The 19,979-nt window shown below is 57.6% G+C and carries 15 protein-coding genes; 11 read left to right on the top strand and 4 right to left on the bottom strand.

The window, feature by feature from the left end; translation table 11 throughout:
* Position 1: 1 nt before the first annotated feature.
* From ACR0K5_RS09520 to ACR0K5_RS09530, 3 genes are all read right to left on the bottom strand, one after another.
* A complete protein-coding gene (locus ACR0K5_RS09520) occupies positions 2 to 2,404 on the bottom strand; it encodes a GcvT family protein (RefSeq protein WP_480629467.1) in 2,403 nt (800 codons plus the stop codon).
* 112 nt (positions 2,405 to 2,516) lie between these two features.
* Entirely contained in the window at positions 2,517 to 3,146 is a 630-nt protein-coding gene (locus ACR0K5_RS09525) for a glutathione S-transferase (RefSeq protein ID WP_480629468.1), read from the bottom strand.
* 18 nt (positions 3,147 to 3,164) lie between these two features.
* Entirely contained in the window at positions 3,165 to 3,662 is a 498-nt protein-coding gene (locus ACR0K5_RS09530; protein ID WP_480629469.1) for a class I SAM-dependent methyltransferase, read from the bottom strand.
* Positions 3,663 to 3,895: 233 nt separating this feature from the next.
* Here ACR0K5_RS09530 and ACR0K5_RS09535 point away from each other — a divergent pair, with 233 nt between their 5' ends.
* From ACR0K5_RS09535 to ACR0K5_RS09555, 5 genes are read left to right on the top strand one after another with little or no spacing between them, the layout of a single operon-like run.
* Complete coding sequence (locus ACR0K5_RS09535) at positions 3,896 to 5,668, top strand: ABC transporter ATP-binding protein (protein ID WP_480629470.1); 1,773 nt, start codon at positions 3,896 to 3,898, stop codon at positions 5,666 to 5,668.
* Positions 5,661 to 7,574 carry an ABC transporter substrate-binding protein gene (locus ACR0K5_RS09540; protein ID WP_480629471.1) on the top strand — a complete coding sequence of 638 codons (1,914 nt, stop codon included), beginning with the start codon at positions 5,661 to 5,663 and terminating at the stop codon, positions 7,572 to 7,574. Before ACR0K5_RS09535 ends, ACR0K5_RS09540 begins: the two co-directional genes overlap by 8 nt.
* A 14-nt stretch (positions 7,575 to 7,588) precedes the next feature.
* Positions 7,589 to 8,617, top strand: a complete 1,029-nt coding sequence (locus ACR0K5_RS09545; RefSeq protein ID WP_480629472.1) for an ABC transporter permease — start codon at positions 7,589 to 7,591, stop codon at positions 8,615 to 8,617.
* Complete coding sequence (locus ACR0K5_RS09550; RefSeq protein WP_480629473.1) at positions 8,614 to 9,768, top strand: ABC transporter permease; 1,155 nt, start codon at positions 8,614 to 8,616, stop codon at positions 9,766 to 9,768. Before ACR0K5_RS09545 ends, ACR0K5_RS09550 begins: the two co-directional genes overlap by 4 nt.
* Positions 9,765 to 11,120, top strand: coding sequence for a CoA transferase (locus tag ACR0K5_RS09555; RefSeq protein ID WP_480629474.1), 1,356 nt, complete (start codon positions 9,765 to 9,767; stop codon positions 11,118 to 11,120). Before ACR0K5_RS09550 ends, ACR0K5_RS09555 begins: the two co-directional genes overlap by 4 nt.
* A 77-nt stretch (positions 11,121 to 11,197) precedes the next feature.
* Here the strand turns inward: ACR0K5_RS09555 and ACR0K5_RS09560 are convergent, their stop codons facing one another.
* Positions 11,198 to 13,573 carry a mechanosensitive ion channel domain-containing protein gene (locus ACR0K5_RS09560; protein ID WP_480629475.1) on the bottom strand — a complete coding sequence of 792 codons (2,376 nt, stop codon included), beginning with the start codon at positions 13,571 to 13,573 and terminating at the stop codon, positions 11,198 to 11,200.
* Between the two features lie 391 nt (positions 13,574 to 13,964).
* On the opposite strand from ACR0K5_RS09560, the gene ACR0K5_RS09565 reads away from it, so the two are divergent.
* Genes ACR0K5_RS09565 through ACR0K5_RS09590 form a run of 6 tightly spaced genes read left to right on the top strand, consistent with a single transcriptional unit; the run spans position 13,965 to position 19,971 of the window.
* Positions 13,965 to 15,179: a glycosyltransferase family protein gene (locus ACR0K5_RS09565; protein WP_480629476.1), complete on the top strand. Its 1,215-nt coding sequence runs from the start codon at positions 13,965 to 13,967 to the stop codon at positions 15,177 to 15,179.
* A complete protein-coding gene (locus ACR0K5_RS09570) occupies positions 15,176 to 16,423 on the top strand; it encodes a glycosyltransferase (protein WP_480629477.1) in 1,248 nt (415 codons plus the stop codon). Before ACR0K5_RS09565 ends, ACR0K5_RS09570 begins: the two co-directional genes overlap by 4 nt.
* Positions 16,423 to 17,499, top strand: a complete 1,077-nt coding sequence (locus ACR0K5_RS09575) for a glycosyltransferase family 4 protein (protein ID WP_480629478.1) — start codon at positions 16,423 to 16,425, stop codon at positions 17,497 to 17,499. The genes ACR0K5_RS09570 and ACR0K5_RS09575 overlap by 1 nt, the downstream gene beginning before the upstream one ends.
* The gene (locus tag ACR0K5_RS09580) at positions 17,496 to 18,080 is read left to right on the top strand and encodes a histidine phosphatase family protein (RefSeq protein WP_480629479.1); all 585 of its coding nucleotides are present in this window, start codon (positions 17,496 to 17,498) and stop codon (positions 18,078 to 18,080) included. The genes ACR0K5_RS09575 and ACR0K5_RS09580 overlap by 4 nt, the downstream gene beginning before the upstream one ends.
* A complete protein-coding gene (locus ACR0K5_RS09585; protein ID WP_480629480.1) occupies positions 18,077 to 19,219 on the top strand; it encodes a glycosyltransferase family protein in 1,143 nt (380 codons plus the stop codon). Before ACR0K5_RS09580 ends, ACR0K5_RS09585 begins: the two co-directional genes overlap by 4 nt.
* Entirely contained in the window at positions 19,216 to 19,971 is a 756-nt protein-coding gene (locus ACR0K5_RS09590; protein ID WP_480629481.1) for a polysaccharide deacetylase family protein, read from the top strand. Before ACR0K5_RS09585 ends, ACR0K5_RS09590 begins: the two co-directional genes overlap by 4 nt.
* The last annotated feature ends 8 nt before the right edge of the window (positions 19,972 to 19,979 follow it).

Below are 19,979 nucleotides of genomic sequence, written 5' to 3' on the forward strand. Positions count from 1 at the left end.
ATCAGCCTCGCATCGCCTTGCCCTGAGGGTCATAGGGTGACGGAGCGATCACGCGCGCCGGACGTTCCACGCCCACCACGTGAACGGACAGTTCAGTACCCGGTTCCGCCTTGTCTAGATCGATCAGGGCCATCGCCAATGACTTGCCGGTATAATGCCCGTAGCCACCCGAAGTCACGAACCCTACGCGTTCGCCATTGGCCCAAATCGGCTCATATCCACTGGCATCTGCGTCCAGTGCATCGATCTCCAGTGTCGCCTGGACCTGCGCCGGGCCGTTGCCATCGCGTTCGGCAAGCGCGCCCGCCTTGCCAACAAAGTCCTTTTCCCAGTCGATCCAGCGATCCATTCCGGTCATGCCGGGTGTGTAGGCCTGAGTGAATTCCGCCGACCATATACCGAAGCTCTTCTCAAGCCGCGTTGAGAGCATTGCGTTGAAACCGCACTCACGGATACCTTCCTCGGCCCCCGCTTCCAGCAAGATGCGGCGTAGCTTGATGTGGTCGCCATAGCGGCAATTGATCTCGTACCCTTTTTCACCGGTCACAGACATGCGCGCCACACGCGCCCGGACAAGGCCGATATCGAAGTCACCACAGCCCATAAATTTCAGGTCCGAGATGTCCTGCTCGACCAGTTTCTCGACCACCGCCTGCGACTTCGGCCCTACAACGGCAAAACCGCAATATTCCTCGCCCAAATCGCGGATATTAACCCCGTCCATCATATGATCGTTGAACCAGCGCATATGCCAGGCGCGCAGGTAGTAGCTGCCCATGATCCACCATGTTCCATCGCCCCAGTTGAGCACAGTCAGATCACCTTTCAGACGACCATCCTCGCCCAGCATCGGGGCAAGTTTGGCGCGGCCCGCGCCGGGCAGCTTCGACGCCATGACATTGTCGAGCCAGGCTTCGGCATTTGGGCCGGAAACCTCGAACCGCGAAAAGCCCGAAATATCCAGCAAGCCCGCACCTTCGCGGATCACTTTGCATTCCTCGGCTACAATGTCGTGCGCGTTCGAACGCTTGAGTGTCGGCGTTTCCTCGAACCCTTTCGGCGCGAAATAAAGCGGCACTTCAAGATCCCAGCTCACGCCCCATTTGCACCCAGCCTCGGTCATCGCATCATGCGCTGGTGCCATTTTTAGCGGGCGGCCAGCTGGCAGTTGTTCGTTCGGATAGGTCATTACGAAACGGCGGGAATAAAACTGCCCGGTAGTCTCGCGAATATATCGCTTATTCTGTGCGAAATCGCCGTAACGTGCGACATCCATTGGCCAGGCATCTGCTTCGGGTTCTCCGTGGATCATCCATTCGGCCAGCGTTTTGCCGACCCCTCCGCCCTGCAAGAAGCCCGCCATGACCGCGCAGGCTGCCCAGTAACCGCGCTTACCCGGAACAGGACCAACCAGCGGGTTGCCATCAGGCGAGAATGTAAACGCGCCGTTCACCCATGTCTTGATGCCGACATTCTGGATCGAAGGGTAACGTTCAAAACCCAGCGTCAATTCGTTCTCGATCCGGTCGAGTTGCTCTTGGAACAACTCCTCCCCATAGTTCCATGGCGCACCATCCATGGCCCAGTGCTCGTGATCGACTTCATAAATACCGACCAGAACACCCTTCTGATCCTGCCGCATATAAGTGAACCCTTCGAGGTCCACGGTCATCGGCATCTCGAAATCTGCCTGTGCAACTTCCGGCACGGTATCCGTGATCAGATAGTGGTGCTTCAAAGGCGAGACCGGCAATTCAACTCCGGCCATGCGGCCGACCTGCTTGGCCCACAGGCCTGCCGCGTTGACCACATGCTCGCAGGTAATGGTGCCCTTGTCGGTCACAACCTGCCAGCCTTCATCGGTCTGGATCAGTTCCTCGACCTTGGTTTCCTCGTAATATTCCGCGCCGCGTTTCCTGGCCGCTGTCGCGTAAGCCTGAACGGTGCCGGTCGTATCTATATAACCCTCACGATCAGCCCACATCGCGCCCAGAACACCATCCGTCGACATGATCGGGCAGCGCTTCTGCGCTTCTTCCGGCGACAACAGCTCACAGTCGTCAATGCCAATGGACTGGAAAATGCGGTAATTGGCCTGCAACCATTCCCAACGTTCGGGCGTTCCGGCCAGCGTCAGACCTCCGGTCATGTGCAGGCCGATATTTTGGCCCGATTCTTTTTCGATCTCGCTCAGCAAGTCGATGGTATACGCCTGCAATGACGCCATATTCGGGTCAGCATTCAGGGCATGGATGCCACCGGCCGCATGCCAGGACGACCCCGACGCCAACCGCCGCCGCTCCAGCATGACCACATCGGACCAGCCAAACTTGGCCAGGTGATACAGAACCGAGGCACCTACGACGCCGCCTCCGATGACCACTACGCGATACTGGGATTTCATCCCGACCTCCCCTGAACAGAATCTGGGAAGACGCTAGTAGCACTGTTCAGTTCTGTCTAGACATTTCTGTACAGTGGTAGTTTCAGCTCCACCTTGCCTGACTTGGCACGTTTTACAAATTAGCGCTTGGTCGGGATTGGATACTTTGGAACCACGCCAGGGTGGCAGTGTTGTCTTCCGGAATACGCAACTTGATCACGCGTGCGAAATCGACAAAAACGAAAGTCGAGATATCCGCCAAAGAAAAAGTATCACACGCGATAAACGGACTTTCCGTAAGGCGCGTTTCCAGCATTTCAAAAAAAGATGCTACACGCTCGCGCCCGCGCTGCGCCAGCTCGGCTATCTGCGCGTAATTGGACGGGCCGGGAATGGCGCGGTCCTTGAACGCCGGATGGCTGTTGCGCAACGCTTCGGCGATGGGCGCGCCGCCCTGCTGCTCGACAATCGCGTTCCACATCAGAACCAGCCCCTTTTCATCAGGGGTTCGGCCCATCAAAGGCGGTTCGGGAAACTGTGCTTCCAGAAATGCCGCGATTCCCAGGTTCTCAGTCAGAACGGTGCCGTCATCCGTCAGCAGTACCGGAAGGGTCGCCCTTGGATTCATGGTGCGAAACGCCGCGCTCAGTTGCTCACCTTTCGCAATCGAGACGTCACGCGTTTCAATGTCCAGCCCTTTTTCGGCAATGAACATGCGCGCGCGGCGTGGGTTCGGAGCGGTGGAACAATCGTAGAAAATCATACCTCTGCCCCTTTTCAATCAGCGGCGATAAATGAAACAGCGTCCTTCAACGGCGCCTTCGGGCAATGGCATCTCGGTCAGTCCTTCGAAATACATCCGGTCACTGGAGACCATCAACCCGCCCGGAGCAAGCAAAGGCTCGATTAGAGGAGATACAAATCGGGCGAATTTATCGTTCTTTTCGCGATTGTGCCCGCCAAGATCCGCGTGAATCAGGCTGGCCGAGGCGCCGAACCGCTCAACCGACGCAGGCAAGGTGTCCCGCACGTCGCCCAGAATCACATGATCTTCGGGCGGAGTTGAGTCAGGGTGCGAAGCCACCGCACGTTCGAACACATAGACCGGTCGATCGTCTATGTGCTGCACAAGATGGTGATAAGTGCGCCCGTTGCCCAAACCCAATTCGAACACCGGGCCTGCCATGCCTGCCGTTTGTGCAATCGCGTGATCCAGACAGGCGCGTTGTGACACCATGCGATCAATGAACAGATCCAGACGGCTTTGATTCTCAGACACCGGCAAATATCTCCTTGATACCAATCGGAAGCATAGTTGCGCCCGACTCCGCCTTTGATGGCAAATTCTCAAGACTTTGTGTAGCGATGAAGCCTCAAGTTTCACATTTCCGCGACGTTTCAGCCCAAGAACGGGTTTGACTAGACGGGCGGAACCGCGCGACACTGAGCAAAAAATCACGGGGAGTTGAAATAACCGATGTCACTGAACCGCCAAACGGGTGGAAAACCCGCATGAGCGCGTTGTTGTCCGTCAGAGACCTCAGCATCGGCTTTGGTACGGGCAAATCCGTGGTCACGGATGTCAACTTCGATGTCGAAGCAGGGCAAACGCTGGCCTTGGTCGGTGAGTCGGGGTCAGGGAAAACCATCACTTGCCGGGCAGCTTTGCGTATCCTGCCTCGAACAGCGCAGATCCGAAGCGGCTCGATTACCCTGAATGACTCCAAAGGCACGTGCGATCTGACAACGGTGTCAGAACGTGAGTTGCGCAATATTCGCGGCAATCGGGTTTCGATGATTTTTCAGGAACCAATGCGGTCATTGTCCCCTCTGCACAAGATCGGCAATCAGGTTAGCGAAGTTTTGTGGCTGCACCGCGGGCTGTCCGAGGCCGAGGCACGCAAACAGGTTCTGACACAGTTCGAACGTGTGGGCTTTCCGGATCCGCAGCGGGCCTATGATTCGTATCCATTCGAATTGTCAGGCGGTATGCGACAACGCGCCATGATCGCCATGGCCATGGTGTCAAAGCCCGAATTGCTGATAGCGGATGAACCAACCACCGCATTGGACGTGACCACACAGGCGCAGGTGCTTGGTCTGATCAAGGAATTGCAGCGCGAAACCGGGATGGCACTTATCCTGGTGACCCACGACCTTGGCGTCGTTGCCAACATGGCCGAACAGGTCGTCGTGATGCACAAGGGGCGCATAATGGAGGCTGGCCCGGCCGCGCCCATCCTGACCGCCCCGGCACACCCTTATACAAAGCAGTTGTTCGATGCCGCGCCGGAAATCCCGGATCAGGAGGCCGTGGGCATACCGATGCCCGACGAAGATCTGATCTTACAGATGAAGGGTGTGTCCAAGACCTATACCATGCGATCAAGCAAGGGGTGGCAAGCCGACAAGGCTATCTATGCCTGTCGTGGTGTCGACCTGAATCTGGCGCGCGGCAAGACCCTGGCCATCGTCGGTGAAAGCGGATCGGGCAAGACAACGGCGGCCCGGATCGCTTTGGGGGCAGAGTTGCCCGACCCTGGTGGCGAGGTTCTGTTTCGCACGGCGCCCGATGTGGATCCGATCACGGTACACAAAATGACGCGCACGCAGCGCACGGCGTTTCAGCGCAAGGCGCAGATGGTGTTTCAGGACCCCTACAGCTCGCTCAGCCCCAGGATGCGCATTCAGGACGCCATGACCGAGCCGCTGGAAATCCACCGTATCGGTACGACTGCCGAACAGCGCGACAAAGCAGCCGAAATGTTGCAGCGAGTCGGTTTGACCGAAGACATGCTGAAACGCTATCCGCACGCTTTTTCCGGTGGACAGCGTCAACGCCTGTCCGTCGCGCGCGCCATGATGCTGGACCCACAATTGATCGTTTGTGACGAACCCACTTCGGCTCTGGACGTGTCGGTTCAGGAACAAATCCTGACATTGCTGGAAAACCTGCAGGACAGCTTGAACCTGTCATATTTGTTCATCTCACACGATCTGGCCGTTGTGGCACGAATCGCTGACGAAGTTGCCGTCATGCGGCGGGGTCTGATTGTCGAACAGGCACCACCCGAAACTCTTTTCTACAATCCGCGCCATCCTTACACCAAGGCGCTGATTGCCGCTCAACCCGAACCCGACATCAATCGCCCGATTGACCTGCAATTGGTTTCTCTGGGCGCCGGCGCGCCGGACAGTTGGGATGAAGCCTTTCGTTTCTCTGACACCGTGATACCCTCACTGGTAGAATTGGAACCGGGCCATAAGGTACGTTGCCATGTTTAAGACCACTCGCCCTCTGCTGCTGGCCGTTTCGCTGGCCCTTTCCGGGATGCTGCCCGCCATGGCAGAGACAATCCCAACACCTCAAGAAAACGCCTTTTGGAGTGCGGAGGTGGATAGCGGCAATCTCCCGCCTGTGCAGGAACGTTTGCCCAAAGACCCTTTGATTGTGGACCTGGCGGCCAAAGGACGGGAATTCGGCACGTCGGGCGGCACACTGCGCACCATGGTCACGCGTTCCAAAGATATCCGTCAGATGGTTGTCTATGGCTACGCGAGGCTGGTCGGGTTCAACCAGGATTACGAGATCGTACCCGACCTGCTGGCCTCGTTTGAAAACGAGGGCAACCGCAAGTTTACTCTGAAACTAAGAGAAGAGCACAAATGGTCAGACGGCTCGCCCTTTACCTCTGAGGACTTTCGCTATTGGTGGGAAGACGTCGCCAATAACAAACTGCTCCGCCCATCGGGCCCACCCGAATTTCTGATTGTGGAAGGCAAAACACCCTCTGTCACATTCCCTGATGAAACCACGGTGATATTCGAATGGGACGACCCCAATCCGGACTTCCTGCAGTCTCTGGCACAGGCGCGACCGCCCTTTATTTACCGACCGGCCGCCTTTCTGAAACAATATCACGAGAAATACGCGGACGCCGAAGAGCTCGCCTTTCAGGTCGAAGATGCCCGGGTCAAAAGCTGGGCAGCACTGCATAACAAGCTGGATAACCTGTATAAGTTCGACAACCACGAACTCCCCACATTGCAGCCATGGCTAAACGCAAGCTCGGGCAAGAAAATCCGCCACAATTTCGTGCGCAACCCCTACTATCACCGCATCGACACCAAGGGGGTTCAACTTCCCTATATTGATGTGGTCGAGATGGAGATCGTCGCGCCCGGTCTGGTTGCCGCCAAGACCAACGCCGGTGAAAGCGATCTGCAAGGTCGTGGTCTGGCCTTCCGCGATGCATCGATTCTTAAGAAAGGCGAAGCACAGGGCGGATACAAGACTCTGCTTTGGAAAACCGGTGTGGCATCGCAAATCGCGATCTATCCCAACCTGAATTTTTCCGATGACGTTTGGCGCGATGTATTGCGTGACGTGCGTGTGCGGCGCGCCTTGTCGCTGGCCATCGACCGGCAAACCATCAACCAGGCTTTGTACTTTAAACTCGCGCATCCCGGAGCAATGTCGGTTCTGCCCGCCTCGCCCTTCTACAATGAAGAAAATGCATTGGCCTGGGCGAAGTACGACATCGATCAGGCCAATGCACTTTTGGATGAGGTTGGTCTGGATCAGCGCGACAAGAACGGCATTCGCCTGTTACCAGACGGTCGCCCGATGGAGCTGGTGATCGAAACCGCAGGTGAGCGGCAGGAGGTCGAAAACGCCTTGCAGATCGTCACGGACACGTGGCGTGAGATCGGCGTCAAACTGGTCATGCGCCCACTGGACCGGGACATCTTGCGCAACCGCGTGTTCGCGGGCAACTCGATGGCGTCCGTCTGGTTCGGTTGGGATGACGGTATTCCGCAGGCGCACACCTCGCCGGCCTATCTGGCTCCGACAGATCAGGTGTTCCTGGCCTGGCCAAAATGGGGGCAATACTACCAGACCGGCGGTGAGGTGGGTGAAGCCCCAGATATGCCAGAGGCCGAACGGCTGATGCAGTTGGCGCATGAATGGCAAATCGCCACGACCGATGAAGAACGCGAAGCCGTCTGGACCGAGATGCTGAACATTCACGCAGATCAGCTCTATGCCATTGGCATCTTGAACGGAGCACCCCAGCCTGTTGTCGTATCAAACCGCCTGCGCAACGTACCGGAACAGGCCATGTGGGCGTGGGAGCCCGGTGCACATTTCGGCGTTCATCGCCCGGACGAGTTCTTTTTCGCCGACTAAGCAGGAGCAGCTAAATGATCATGCTGCGCTATGCGGTGTATCGCTTTTTCACGATGCTGCTGACTTTGTTGGTGGTCTCGGTGTTGGTTTTCGTAATCATTAACCTTCCCCCAGGTGATTACCTGAGCAATCAGATCGCCGAGCTTCAGGCTTCAGGTCAGTCCGCAGGCGTAGCAAAGGCTGAATTCCTAAGAGCCGAATATGCGCTGGATCGCCCGATGTGGGAACAATACCTGATCTGGGCAGGTTTCTGGCCGGGACCGCACGGGTTTTCCGGGTTGCTTCAGGGCAACTACGGATGGTCTTTTGAATTCGACCGCCCCGTTTCCGAAATCGTCGGCGATACGCTTTGGCTGACGGTCGTCGTCAATCTGGCCGCAATTCTGTTTGTTTATGCGGTCGCTCTGCCCCTCGGCGTTCTGGCCGCAGCGCGGTCGCGAACATGGATCGATTATACTTCGGCCTTCGTAGGATATCTGGGGCTGGCGACGCCAAACTTTCTGCTGGCGCTGATCCTGTTCTACTACGGCCACCAGTATTTCAACCTGCCTATCGGGGGGTTGATGGATCCGAGTTTCGAAGGCCAGCCGATGAGTTGGGAGAAACTGAAATCCATCCTCATCCATCTGATCGTGCCGACCTTTGTCATCGGCACCTCAGGCGCATCGGCGATGATGCAGCGTCTGCGCGCGAATATGCTGGATGAATTGGGAAAACCTTACGTGGAGACCGCCATCGCAAAGGGCATGGCCCCGTCGCGGATGCTGACCAAATATCCGCTGCGCGTGGCCTTCAATCCCTTCGTTGCGGATATCGGCAACCTGCTGCCGTCGATGGTGTCCGGCTCGGTTCTGGTCTCGGTTGTTCTGGGTCTGCAGACCATTGGCCCGACCCTGCTGACAGCCCTGAAGACGCAGGATCAGTTCCTGTCAGCTTTCATCCTGATGTTCGTTGCCCTGCTGACCCTGATCGGCACAATGATCTCGGATATCCTGTTGGTGATGCTGGATCCGCGCATTCGATATGAGGGGCGCGAAGCATGACTGACCGTCCTGACAACCGCTTTGTCGATGATGCGCCGTTTGATCCCCAGGCGTCAATCCAACAACTGGAACGCGCCGATCTGGATGCCCCCAACTGGGTGCTGGTCTGGCGTAAGTTCAGAACCCATAAGCTGGGCCTGATTTCGGGCATCTTCCTGCTGTTATGTTATCTGATGCTGCCCTTTGCGGGTTTCATCGCGCCGTATGGCCCGAATGACCGCAACGGAGAGCATCTCTATGCCCCGCCGCAATCGGTAAACTGGTTCCATGAGGGCGAGTTCATCGGCCCTCACGTTTACCCGATCGTGGCTGAGGCAGACCTTGAGACATTCCAATGGAAGTTTGTTCCCGATACGGACGACCCCCGCCCGATCAGGTTCTTCTGCAAAGCCTCTGAATACAAACTGGCCGGTTTCATACCATCGGACACACACCTGTTCTGTGCGCCGGAAGGGGCCACTCTGTTCCTGTGGGGGTCCGACCGGCTGGGCCGAGATATCTTCAGCCGTATTCTTTACGGCGCGCAGTTGTCTCTGACGGTGGGTCTGATCGGTATTTCGGTGTCATTCTTTCTAGGCATCCTGTTCGGTTCGATGGCTGGCTATTTTGGCGGACGTATCGACTGGACCATCAACCGGGTCATCGAAATCCTGCGTTCGCTGCCGGAACTGCCGCTTTGGTTGGCCCTGTCCGCCGCCGTGCCCTCGAACTGGAGCCCGGTCGCGGTGTTCTTCATCATTTCGATCATCCTGGGCATCCTTGATTGGCCGGGACTGGCGCGTTCGGTCCGCGCGAAATTCCTGTCGTTGCGGGAAGAAGAGTACGTCCGAGCGGCCGAAATGATGGGCGCAAGTTCGGGCCGTGTGATCCGCAAGCACCTGCTGCCCAACTTCATGTCGCACCTGATCGCGTCGGCCACTTTGTCGATCCCGGCCATGATCCTTGGGGAAACAGCGCTCAGCTTTCTTGGCCTCGGCCTGCGTGCGCCTGCGGTCAGTTGGGGTGTGATGCTAAATGACGCACAGAACCTCGCCTCGATCGAGATCTATCCCTGGACGGCAATCCCCATGCTGCCGATCATTGTCATTGTATTGGCGTTCAACTTCCTTGGTGACGGGCTGCGCGACAGTCTGGACCCCTATCAGCAATGAGTCTTCTGGCCACTCTTCCCGCTGCTGACAGCTATCGCACCGTTGGAACAGGCTCTCTGCCAAGCGCCTTTGCCGTTTCGGAACTGGCTACAGCCAGTTTTGCAGCCGTGGGTCAGGAATTGACCCGGCTGATGCAGGCGCTCAACCTGTCCACGAAGGAACCTGAGATCACCGTCGATCACCGGCTCGCATCTCTGTGGTTCAGCTATTCCTTCAAACCAGATGGTTGGGAAATGCCCAGCCTTTGGGATACGGTTGCGGGCGACTACAAAGCCGCTGATGGCTGGATCAGGCTGCACACAAACCTGCCCCGCCATCGCTCTGCCGCGTTGAAAGTCCTTGGCACCCGGCCAGAGCGTGAAGCCGTGGCAAAAGCCGTCAGATCGTGGGCAATATCGGATCTGGAAACTGCGGTTGTTGCCGAAGGTGGGGTGGCCGCTGCCATGCGCAGCCGGGCGGAATGGCTTGATCACCCGCAAGGCCGCGCCGTGTCGCGCGACCCTTTGATCGGATGGCAGGGACCGCGCTATGTCAATCTGCGCGACAGACCTCGGGCCACCGCTGATCGGCCTCTGGCTGGGTTACGGGTGCTGGATCTGACGCGCGTTCTGGCTGGCCCGGTTTCTACGCGAACGCTTGCAGGGTTCGGCGCCGAGGTCTTGCGCATCGACCCACCTGGCTGGGATGAACCGGGGGTGATCCCCGACATATCGCTGGGAAAGCACTGCGCCTATCTTGACCTGAAATCGGAAGCCGGCCTCGGACGTCTGCATGGGTTGCTGTCTCAGGCCGATGTGTTTGTGCACGGGTATCGGCCCGGCGCGCTGGATGCTCTGGGTCTGACACGAGCCAAACGTGACGAGTTGGCTCCGAACCGGATCGAAGTCACGCTGGATGCCTATGGCTGGCAAGGCCCATGGTCGACCCGGCGCGGGTTTGACAGCCTTGTCCAGATGAGCGCTGGCATTGCTCATGCCGGGATGGGTTGGGCGGACGCGGACAAGCCAACCCCCCTGCCGGTTCAAGCTCTGGATCACGCAACCGGCTACCTGATGGCTGCCGCTGTATTTTCGGCACTGGCCGAGGCCGCAACGGGCAATTCCGTCATGCACGCACATCTCTCTCTGGCCCGCACGGCCGAACTTCTGGCCGTGCTAGGCAAGGACGAAGCCGAAACAACGCCGATCAGCCCTGCTATTACAGATTACAGCAAAGTAACAGAAACTTCGGGTTGGGGCCCCGGCCATCGCCTCAAACCTGCACTTAAGGTCGGCGAAGCATCGATGCGCTGGGATTTACCTGCGTCGAAACTGGGCACTTCGGAACCTGTCTGGCCCTTCACCGCCAACTGACTATCCGCCGCGCAGCCGAGCCCAACGCGTCGGATGGCGTCTCGTCAGAGACGCAAACCTGGGCGGCGGGATCGCCCTTAGCGATCGTCGCCACCCGGTCCGATATCGTCCAGATAATCCTCATCAATCGCCGCCTGCACCGCACCTGTCACGGCCTCGCGCTGCTTCGGCGTCAGGTCTTCGGTGTCCTTGCCATCTGCCAACCTCACAGTGACTTCACGGTGAGCGAACTTGATACCTTCCCGCGCAAACAACTCGCGAATATCCTGATAGACCTTCTTGCGTACCAGCCATTGATCGCCCGGTTTGGTCATGAATTTGACCCGGATGATCATCGCTGAATCCTGCATCTCGATCACACCCTGAGATTTCAGAGGCTGAATAAAATTGTCGCCGATCACAGGATCGCTCAGCAACTCCTGACCCAGCTTCTTGATCAGCTTGCGAACCTTCTCGACATCGGTGTCATAAGTCACGCGCAACGGCAGTTTCATGATCACCCAGTCACGGGAATAGTTCGTCAGCACCTTGATTTCACCAAAGGGAATCGTGTTCAGCGCGCCAAGATGGTGGCGCAACTGGAAGGACCGGACCGAGATTTTCTCAACTGTTCCTTTGACATCCCCGATGTCGATGTACTCGCCTTTCCGGAAAGCATCATCCATCAGGAAAAACGCCCCTGAAAAGATGTCTCGCACCAGGGTTTGTGATCCGAAGCCCACCGCCAGACCAACCACACCAGCGCCCGCGAACAACGGGCTGACATTGATGCCCAGTTCCATGAGAACGATCAGCACGATCGTAACAACCACAACGGCCAAAATCGCGCCACGGAACAATGGCAACAGCGTCGCCAATCGACTTTGGCCCCCCTCGCCTCCTTCGTCGCCCAGTTCAGCCTCTGTGCCGTCATCGGATTCTTCCGCGATCTTGCTGTCGATCCAGATGCGGAAGAAATGAAACAGAATGTAGCCGATGAATATGATGACCATTACATCCAGCGCACGTTCCACCGGAAGGTCCTGACTCCAGTCAGCTTCGGGATACCAAATCACAACAAGTGCATAGGCACCGATCACGAAGGCCAGAATCCCAGCCACCCGACGGGCCAGATCTTCGTAGGTCAGAAGATACTGTTTGCGCTGCTCGGCTTCGGGTGTTTCCACCGGCTCGAAATCTTCGTCCGAAGCCAAGGCTTCTTCGTTTAACTCGTCGATCATTCGGGAGCGGTCAAAATACCGTTCCAGCAGATAGTTCATCGCGCCATAGGCAATGACGACGGACATGAAAATCATATAACTGCTTGCGATCAGCGGCAGCGGCGTCGGGTTCTCCAACGCCAGATCAACGGCCAGACGGAACCAGCTGAATACGACATAGACGATGAGCGCGGGCGCCCAGCCGAAGGATACGAACCGCAACAGCCACGAAACCTGATCGGATGGCCGTCCACCACGGATTGCGTTCGAGATCGCTCGCGCATTGAACAGGATCATCAGAACATTGCCCAAGGCGCCCAGCATAGTCAGGCCGCCGTACACCATCGCGTAGACGTTGTAGTTCAGGCCAAAATCCGCAACCCAGGTCGAAAAGAGTACAACCGAAATGTCGTATGTCGCCAATGCCGAAGCCCAGATATACAACCGCTTGGCGTCCCGGTCCGAGAATGGCGGAAGGCGATATTGGCTAAGGAAAGGTGAGAGAACCATACGCCACAGATCCGAAACCGTGCGCGAAAGGAAATACGCGGTAAAGATCGCCGTTACTGTGAACTGGATCGAGATATCTTCGGCTTCGCCAAAGAACAGGTACCCAACAATCAGAGCCATCAGCATGGCAAAAATCGTGCCCCCGATCCCCATCAGGAAGCGGAAAACAAGGAATGGCATCTTTTCGCGATACCCAACCGGATCATCTTTGACCCGAGCCACAACCCAACGCCGTGCAAAGCGCTTGCCATAGAGTTCGATAGAGAGCCAACGCCCAAGAAGCAGGAACAAAATGTTCCACGCCAATACCTCGGCATAGGTCTGGATGCGGCCATCCGGGCTGGTCTGGCGCAGAACATACTGCACCTCAAAGATCGAATAAGGCAGCGCCTCAAGCCGAGATAGCATCGACTCACGGAATTTCGAGAACCGTTCCTGCGCCTTCATTAACTGCGAACCGTCACCCATGGGATTGTTCGATTCGCTCGCGGCATCACCCGAGCCCGCATCCGCACCACCAGCCGTTGTCACAACCTGACCAGCGCTGTCGATGACAATCACACTTGCGCCCGCTTCGCTGGCTGCACGGATTGCGGCGGCCAGATCGCTTTCTTGCGAGGCTTCAGACGAGCTGCCCGTGCCATAGCCAGGAATAAGGGAAGTTTGCGCTGAAACCTCGACAGGAAATGCCAGAACAAAAGCCCACAAAGCCAGAAAGATTGCGGCCGGAAAGGATTGTTTCATAGGGTTTTGTATCCAGTTTTCTCGATAACGGACAGATTACAGAAGCGTTTCAGACAGTTCAAACACTCGGGCGCAGCCGCCTCAATATCCTCAATTGGCGTGTTCTTGACGCACTGCCTGGCCACAGATGTTTTCAATCTGGTGAAAATTGAATATGAACAAAAGCAAGTTTCAGGCCCTGTCCCCGTTGCCAGTTCCCCGATCCCTTAGCGATCCCTCTCAAGCCTTGGTGCGATATGTCGCGAAATCGTCAATATGCTGTTGCCAAATCGCAATGCTTGGAACATTTGCAGAAGCGCAATTCCGTCTTTGGCAAGCGTGGCTGGGAAATATACAGTAACGCTTGCAAACGCGCGGATTTCGCACCGGGATCAAGAAGACAGGCAATACTATGAGCCTAAGCAAAACCAACTCCAAACCGGACCGCGCGCCGCGTATCCTGTTTTACAGCCATGACACGTTCGGTCTGGGCCATCTTCGCCGGTCGCGGGCTTTGGCGGCCGCGATCACGCAGGCGGATCAGAGCGCGTCGGCTCTGATCCTGACGGGTTCGCCCGTAGCCGGTCGGTTTACTTTTCCTCGCCGCGTCGATCACGTGCGCCTGCCCGGTGTGACCAAGCGCGCTGACGGATCCTATGCCGCACGAACAATCGGGATGGGTATCGAAGAAGTGACCGAATTGCGGTCCGGTCTGATTCAAACAGCCGTTCAGCAATTCGACCCCGATATTCTGATCGTCGATAAGGAACCGACAGGGTTTCGGGGGGAATTGCTTCCGACCCTGAAATACCTGCAACACAACTGCGGAACAAAACTGGTGCTTGGGTTGCGCGATGTTCTGGATGAGCCCGAAGTGTTGGCCGCCGAATGGGCGCGCAAGGACGCCATTGATGCGACCGAGCGGTTTTATCACGAAATCTGGGTTTACGGCCTGAAGTCGATTTATGACCCCACACAAGGGCTGCCGCTGAGCGCGGCAGCTCAATCCCGGATTCACTGGACGGGGTATCTGCGTCGTGATCTCGGCCCGGTCGGCGAGCCCCCGGAACAACCCTATATCCTGATCACACCCGGCGGTGGCGGCGATGGCAAGGCGATGGTCAACCTCGTTCTGTCCGCATACGAAAAAGATCCTGAACTGTCACCGCGCGCGGTTCTGGTCTACGGCCCCTTCCTGTCCGGGGAGTTGCGCGAGGATTTCGAAACCCGCGTAGCCGCATTGAACGGTCGCGTTACCGCGGTCGGGTTCGAATCCCAGATCGAGACACTGTTTGCAGGGGCCGAAGGCGTTGTCTGCATGGGCGGTTACAACACGTTCTGCGAGGTTCTGTCCTTCGACAAACGCGCCGTCATCGTCCCGCGCACTACGCCCCGGCTGGAACAGTGGATTCGGGCTTCCCGTGCGGAAGGGCTGGGGCTTGTCCGGATGCTGGATGAAAGCCGAGATGGCCTGACGCCGGATGCGATGATCCGCGCCATCCGGGATCTGCCGCATCAGTCCCTGCCATCCCAGGCCATCCAAAGCGGTTTGCTGGATGGGTTGGACTATGTCACCGACCGCATCGACAGCCTGCTGACCTGGGAACAGGAACGAGCCACCGGATGACCTCAGATTCTCCTACACTGGCGGTTGTGGTCAAAGGCTGGCCACGACTGTCCGAAACGTTTATTGCGCAGGAACTTGTCGCCTTGCAGGAAGCTGGGCATCGTTTTGACATCTGGTCCCTGCGACACCCGACCGATACGAAACGCCACCCTCTGCATGACCGTTTCACAGGGCAGGTTCGATACCTGCCCGAGTATCTTTATGACGAACCCCAACGGGTCTGGGCGGCACGAACGTTTGCCCAATCGCTTCCCGGTTACGCAGAGGCCTATCGGATTTGGCGTCAGGATCTGAAACGTGACCCGACACCCAACCGCATCCGCCGGTTTGGGCAAGCCTGCGTTCTGGCCGCTGAATTGCCTGCCGAAACGCTCGGTTTGTACGCTCATTTCATGCACACGCCGTCGTCTGTTACCCGTTACGCTGCCATTATGCGCGGATTGCCTTGGAGTTTTTCAGCCCACGCCAAGGATATCTGGACTTCACCGGATTGGGAAAAGCGTGAAAAGTTGCAAGCCGCAACGCGTGGAGCCGCTTTTGGCGCCACCTGCACAGCCATCGGTGCGGAGCATTTGCGTGGCCTGGCCGATGACCCCAAGCGCGTGGACCTGATCTATCACGGTCTGGACCTGTCTCGCTTTCCTGAACCGCCAACGCGAAAGCTGCGCGCTGCGGACGGTCCCTTTCACATGATTTCAGTCGGACGGCTGGTCGAGAAAAAAGGCTTCGACCGTCTGATCGCGTCTTTTGCACTGCTGCCCGATGATCTGGATTGGCACTGGACCCATATCGGTGGTGGCGGTTTGGGCGATACCCTGCGGGAACAGGCGAACACAGCTGGCATCGCGAACCGCATCACCTGGAAAGGGGCCTGCGATCAACCCGAGGTTATCGAAGCGATGCGTGAAGCCGATCTGTTCGTCCTGCCCAGCCGCATCGCGGCGGACGGAGATCGCGACGGTTTGCCGAATGTGTTGATGGAGGCCGCGTCTCAGCTCTTGCCGATCCTGTCGACACCGATCTCGGCGATCCCGGAGTTCATCGAAACCGGAAGACACGGCATCTTGTCCGATGACGACCCATCTGCGTTGGCAGGAGCCCTTGAAGGGTTGGCGGCTGATCCGCAACAGGCCGCGCAAATGGCGCGTGCGGCCTATGATCGCCTGATGGCTGAGTTTCGGATGGATCCGGGTATTGCGAGGCTGTCTGAACGCCTCAAAGCTATGTGCGTGGACAACGCGTAATGGCGCGGGTTGCGTTTTTTGCACCAATGAAATCTCCTGACAGCCTGAAACCCTCGGGTGACCGAGAAATGGCCCGAAACCTGATGCAGGCGCTGACAGCTGAGGGTGATACGGCCGATCTGGTCTCGGGCTTGCGCATCTATGACAAGAGCGGTGACGCAGACCTGCAACGGTCTCTGCTTGAGGCGGCAGAAGAGGAAGCAATACGGCTGATTTCCGACCTACCGTCAGATACCGGTATGTGGGTGACCTACCACAACTATTACAAAGCGCCTGATCTGCTGGGTCCTCAGGTCTGCAGGGCACGCAGCATTCCCTATGTGCAATTGGAAAGCACCCGCGCGTCCAGCCGGTTGAACGGGCCGTGGGCCGAGTTTGCCAAAGCGGCACATCGGGCCAGCGATGCGGCAGATGTGATATTTTATCACACGGCCAATGACCTGATCACTTTAGAACGGGATCGCTTCGGCTCTCAGGCTCTGGTCGAATTGCCACCGTTCCTCCCAGTGTCCGAACTGCCTCCCGCCACCACAGGCGATGGCTCCATGCTGACCGTTGGCATGATGCGGCATGGCGACAAGCTGGAGTCCTATCAGATATTGTCCGAAGCCTTATCGCATTTGACCGGTGACTGGCATCTGAATATAGCGGGCGACGGCCCGGCACGCGCGCAGGTTGAGGCCCTGATGGCACCGTTCGGACATCGGGTGAGTTTTCTGGGTCAGCTTGACCGGGGTGAATTGCAACGCGCCTATCAACAGTCATCGCTGCTTGCGTGGCCCGGAGTAAACGAGGCCTACGGGATGATTTACCTTGAGGCGCAGGCGGCCGGATTGCCTGTCGTCGCTCAGGATCGGCCCGGAGTACGGGATGTTCTGGCCCCTGCGGCCTATCCTGCCGTTGAATGCGCGGCCAAAGGCTTTGCGGATTGCATGCAAGCCCTCCTTGCGGATTCTAGGCTTCGCCGTTCCCTCGGCGCTGCCGCACGAAATTATGTGGCAGAGCGCCATCTGATGCCTCGGGCGACCCAGCGCTTGTGGGAGACCCTCCGACCCCTGCTGAAGGACACATCATGACCCAGCTTGCACTGCTCCGCCATGGGCATACCCACTGGAATCGTGCGGGAAGGATACAGGGGCGCAGTGACATTCCGCTGGACAATGACGCGCGAGCCGAATTAGCGGGTTATGGGTTGCCGGAAGACTGGGCCGATGCCGACATCTGGTCTAGCCCCCTGCTCCGCGCGAGTGAAACGGCGCAAATTGTGTCTGGTCGAAACCCAAACACTTCGGACGCATTGACCGAAATGAACTGGGGCGATTGGGAAGGTCTGCGCGGGGTTGATCTGATCGCAGACACGTCCAGCGGTTATCGTCATATCGAGAATTGGAGTTGGGGTTTCCGCCCACCAAACGGCGAAAGCCCAGCCGACGTGCGGGACAGGCTCAGTCCGTGGTTGTCCGAATTGCGACGGGATACGGTTGCGGTCTGCCATATCGGTATCATGCGGGTCATTCTGGCTCAGGCCTGGGGTTGGAATTTCGAAGGGCCAGCCCCCTTTAAGATCAAACGCAATCGGCTGTATATCGTCTATATGAACACCATGACTGCCGACGCCGACCCCGTTCGCCTGATCAAACGCGAGGCCCCGCAATGAAGGTGATGATCATCGTCACGCACCTGTTGGGCACCGGGCATCTCAGCCGGGCTCTGACACTGGGGCGGGCGTTTCGGGACGACAGTCACGATGTCATGGTCGTGACGGGCGGTATGCCTGCGCCGCAATTGGATAGCACTGGTTTGACCCTGTTTGGATTACCCCCCCTCAGGTCGGACGGGACCAACTTCACCCGCTTGCTTACCGACAGCGGCGAAGAGGCTGATGCAGCCTATCACACCACACGCGAAACAGCTTTGTTGAAGGCGATTGAGAGTTTCCAACCACAGATCCTGATCACCGAGCTGTACCCCTTTGGTCGCCGATCACTGGCCGCCGAGTTCGATGCGGCCCTGAACGCGGCGAAGTCGTTACCAGATCGCCCCATCATTCTCGGATCGATCCGGGACATTCTGGCGCCGCCCTCCAAACCTGCCAAAGCGGAGCGCGCGGATGACATCGTGTCGCGGTATTATGACGGCATTCTGGTTCACTCAACCGAAAGCGTGACACCCTTATCGGTCAGTTGGCCGGTGTCAGATCAGCTGTCGGAACGGTTGCACTATACCGGTTATGTTGCGCCTGCATTGCCTCAACCTCACCCCGATGTGGTAGGTCAGGATGAAATCCTTGTCAGCGCTGGCGGCGGATCTGTGGGGCAACCGATCTTTCGCGCTGCCATCGAGGCCGCCCGAAAGATGCCCAACAGGCGTTGGCGCCTGCTGGTCGGTGGGACGGATGCAAAGGCGCGGATAGCTGAATTGTCTCGGCTGGCCGAAGGTACCTCGGTTATTCTGGAGCCTGTACGACCGGATTTTCGTCAAATGCTGCCCCACGCGGCAGCATCTGTCAGCATGTGCGGCTACAACACCGCCATGGATATCCTTCAAAGCGGAACACCCGCCGTTTTTGTACCTTTCGACGACGGCAAGGAGGTGGAACAAGGACTGCGCGGGCAGAGCCTGTCCGATCTGTCCGCAATCGAAGTTCTGGAAAGCAGGGCTCTGAGCGGCAGTGCATTGGCTCAAGCGGTGGAGCGTGTCGTGGCCGACGGCCCCCGCGCAAAACAGGATTTCGGTTTTGACGGAGCCACTCAAACCGTTCATATCGCCAAGCACTTGCTGGAGCAGCGCCCATGAATCCTGACTGGCGTCCTCTGGACGCAGAATTAGACCAGTGGCGCACCGCAAACTTGTCCTTCCCGCTCTGGTGGCGCGATGATGATGCCATCGCTCCAACACCGCAATTAGACCGCCTTTCCGAGTTGACTGAGAAATTGGAACTGCCTGTGCATCTGGCCGTGATTCCCAGCGAAGCTACTCCCGCACTTGCGGACTATGTCGCGAGGCGACCGTCTCTCATCCCTGTTGTGCATGGGTGGGCGCATACAAACCATGCGCCCAAAGGTGAGAAGAAGGCCGAGTTTCGCCTAAATCGTCCTATGGATGAAATAGTTGCGGATGCAAAAGCCGGAATAACGCGTCTTGGAGCTTTTTTTGGCACAAACGTGCGACCCTTGTTCGTGCCTCCTTGGAATCGCATAGCGCCGGAAGTGGTCCAACAGCTTCCGGCCTTGGGATATCATATCGTGTCCACCGCGACACCGCGAAGAACGAAACTGGCCGCACCGAGGCTTGAGCAGATCAACACTCATCTCGATCCAATCGACTGGCGCGGTACACGCGGCCTGATCTCTCCTGACACCCTGATCGCGCAGGCAGTTGAACTGTTGCGAGACCGACGCGAAGGTCGCGCAGACAACACTGAACCATTTGGCATCTTGACCCATCATCTGGTCCATGATCAGGACATCTGGGCCTTTACCGAGGCCTTGCTGCGCAAACTGCTGAACAGCCCTTCCACGGCCTGGGTCGCACCGAAGAACGAATAAGGACATAA

The sequence above is a fragment of the Ruegeria sp. AB9 genome (assembly GCF_056542585.1).

Bases quoted from the DNA above. Each gene is read 5' to 3' on its own strand.
- ACR0K5_RS09560 (WP_480629475.1), bottom strand. From the start codon at position 13,573: ATGAAACAATCCTTTCCGGCCGCAATCTTTCTGGCTTTGTGGGCTTTT.
- ACR0K5_RS09575 (WP_480629478.1), top strand. From the start codon at position 16,423: ATGGCGCGGGTTGCGTTTTTTGCACCAATGAAATCTCCTGACAGCCTG.
- ACR0K5_RS09580 (WP_480629479.1), top strand. From the start codon at position 17,496: ATGACCCAGCTTGCACTGCTCCGCCATGGGCATACCCACTGGAATCGT.
- ACR0K5_RS09550 (WP_480629473.1), top strand. From the start codon at position 8,614: ATGACTGACCGTCCTGACAACCGCTTTGTCGATGATGCGCCGTTTGAT.
- ACR0K5_RS09525 (WP_480629468.1), bottom strand. From the start codon at position 3,146: ATGATTTTCTACGATTGTTCCACCGCTCCGAACCCACGCCGCGCGCGC.
- ACR0K5_RS09570 (WP_480629477.1), top strand. From the start codon at position 15,176: ATGACCTCAGATTCTCCTACACTGGCGGTTGTGGTCAAAGGCTGGCCA.
- ACR0K5_RS09535 (WP_480629470.1), top strand. From the start codon at position 3,896: ATGAGCGCGTTGTTGTCCGTCAGAGACCTCAGCATCGGCTTTGGTACG.
- ACR0K5_RS09565 (WP_480629476.1), top strand. From the start codon at position 13,965: ATGAGCCTAAGCAAAACCAACTCCAAACCGGACCGCGCGCCGCGTATC.
- ACR0K5_RS09585 (WP_480629480.1), top strand. From the start codon at position 18,077: ATGAAGGTGATGATCATCGTCACGCACCTGTTGGGCACCGGGCATCTC.
- ACR0K5_RS09590 (WP_480629481.1), top strand. From the start codon at position 19,216: ATGAATCCTGACTGGCGTCCTCTGGACGCAGAATTAGACCAGTGGCGC.
- ACR0K5_RS09540 (WP_480629471.1), top strand. From the start codon at position 5,661: ATGTTTAAGACCACTCGCCCTCTGCTGCTGGCCGTTTCGCTGGCCCTT.
- ACR0K5_RS09520 (WP_480629467.1), bottom strand. From the start codon at position 2,404: ATGAAATCCCAGTATCGCGTAGTGGTCATCGGAGGCGGCGTCGTAGGT.
- ACR0K5_RS09545 (WP_480629472.1), top strand. From the start codon at position 7,589: ATGATCATGCTGCGCTATGCGGTGTATCGCTTTTTCACGATGCTGCTG.
- ACR0K5_RS09555 (WP_480629474.1), top strand. From the start codon at position 9,765: ATGAGTCTTCTGGCCACTCTTCCCGCTGCTGACAGCTATCGCACCGTT.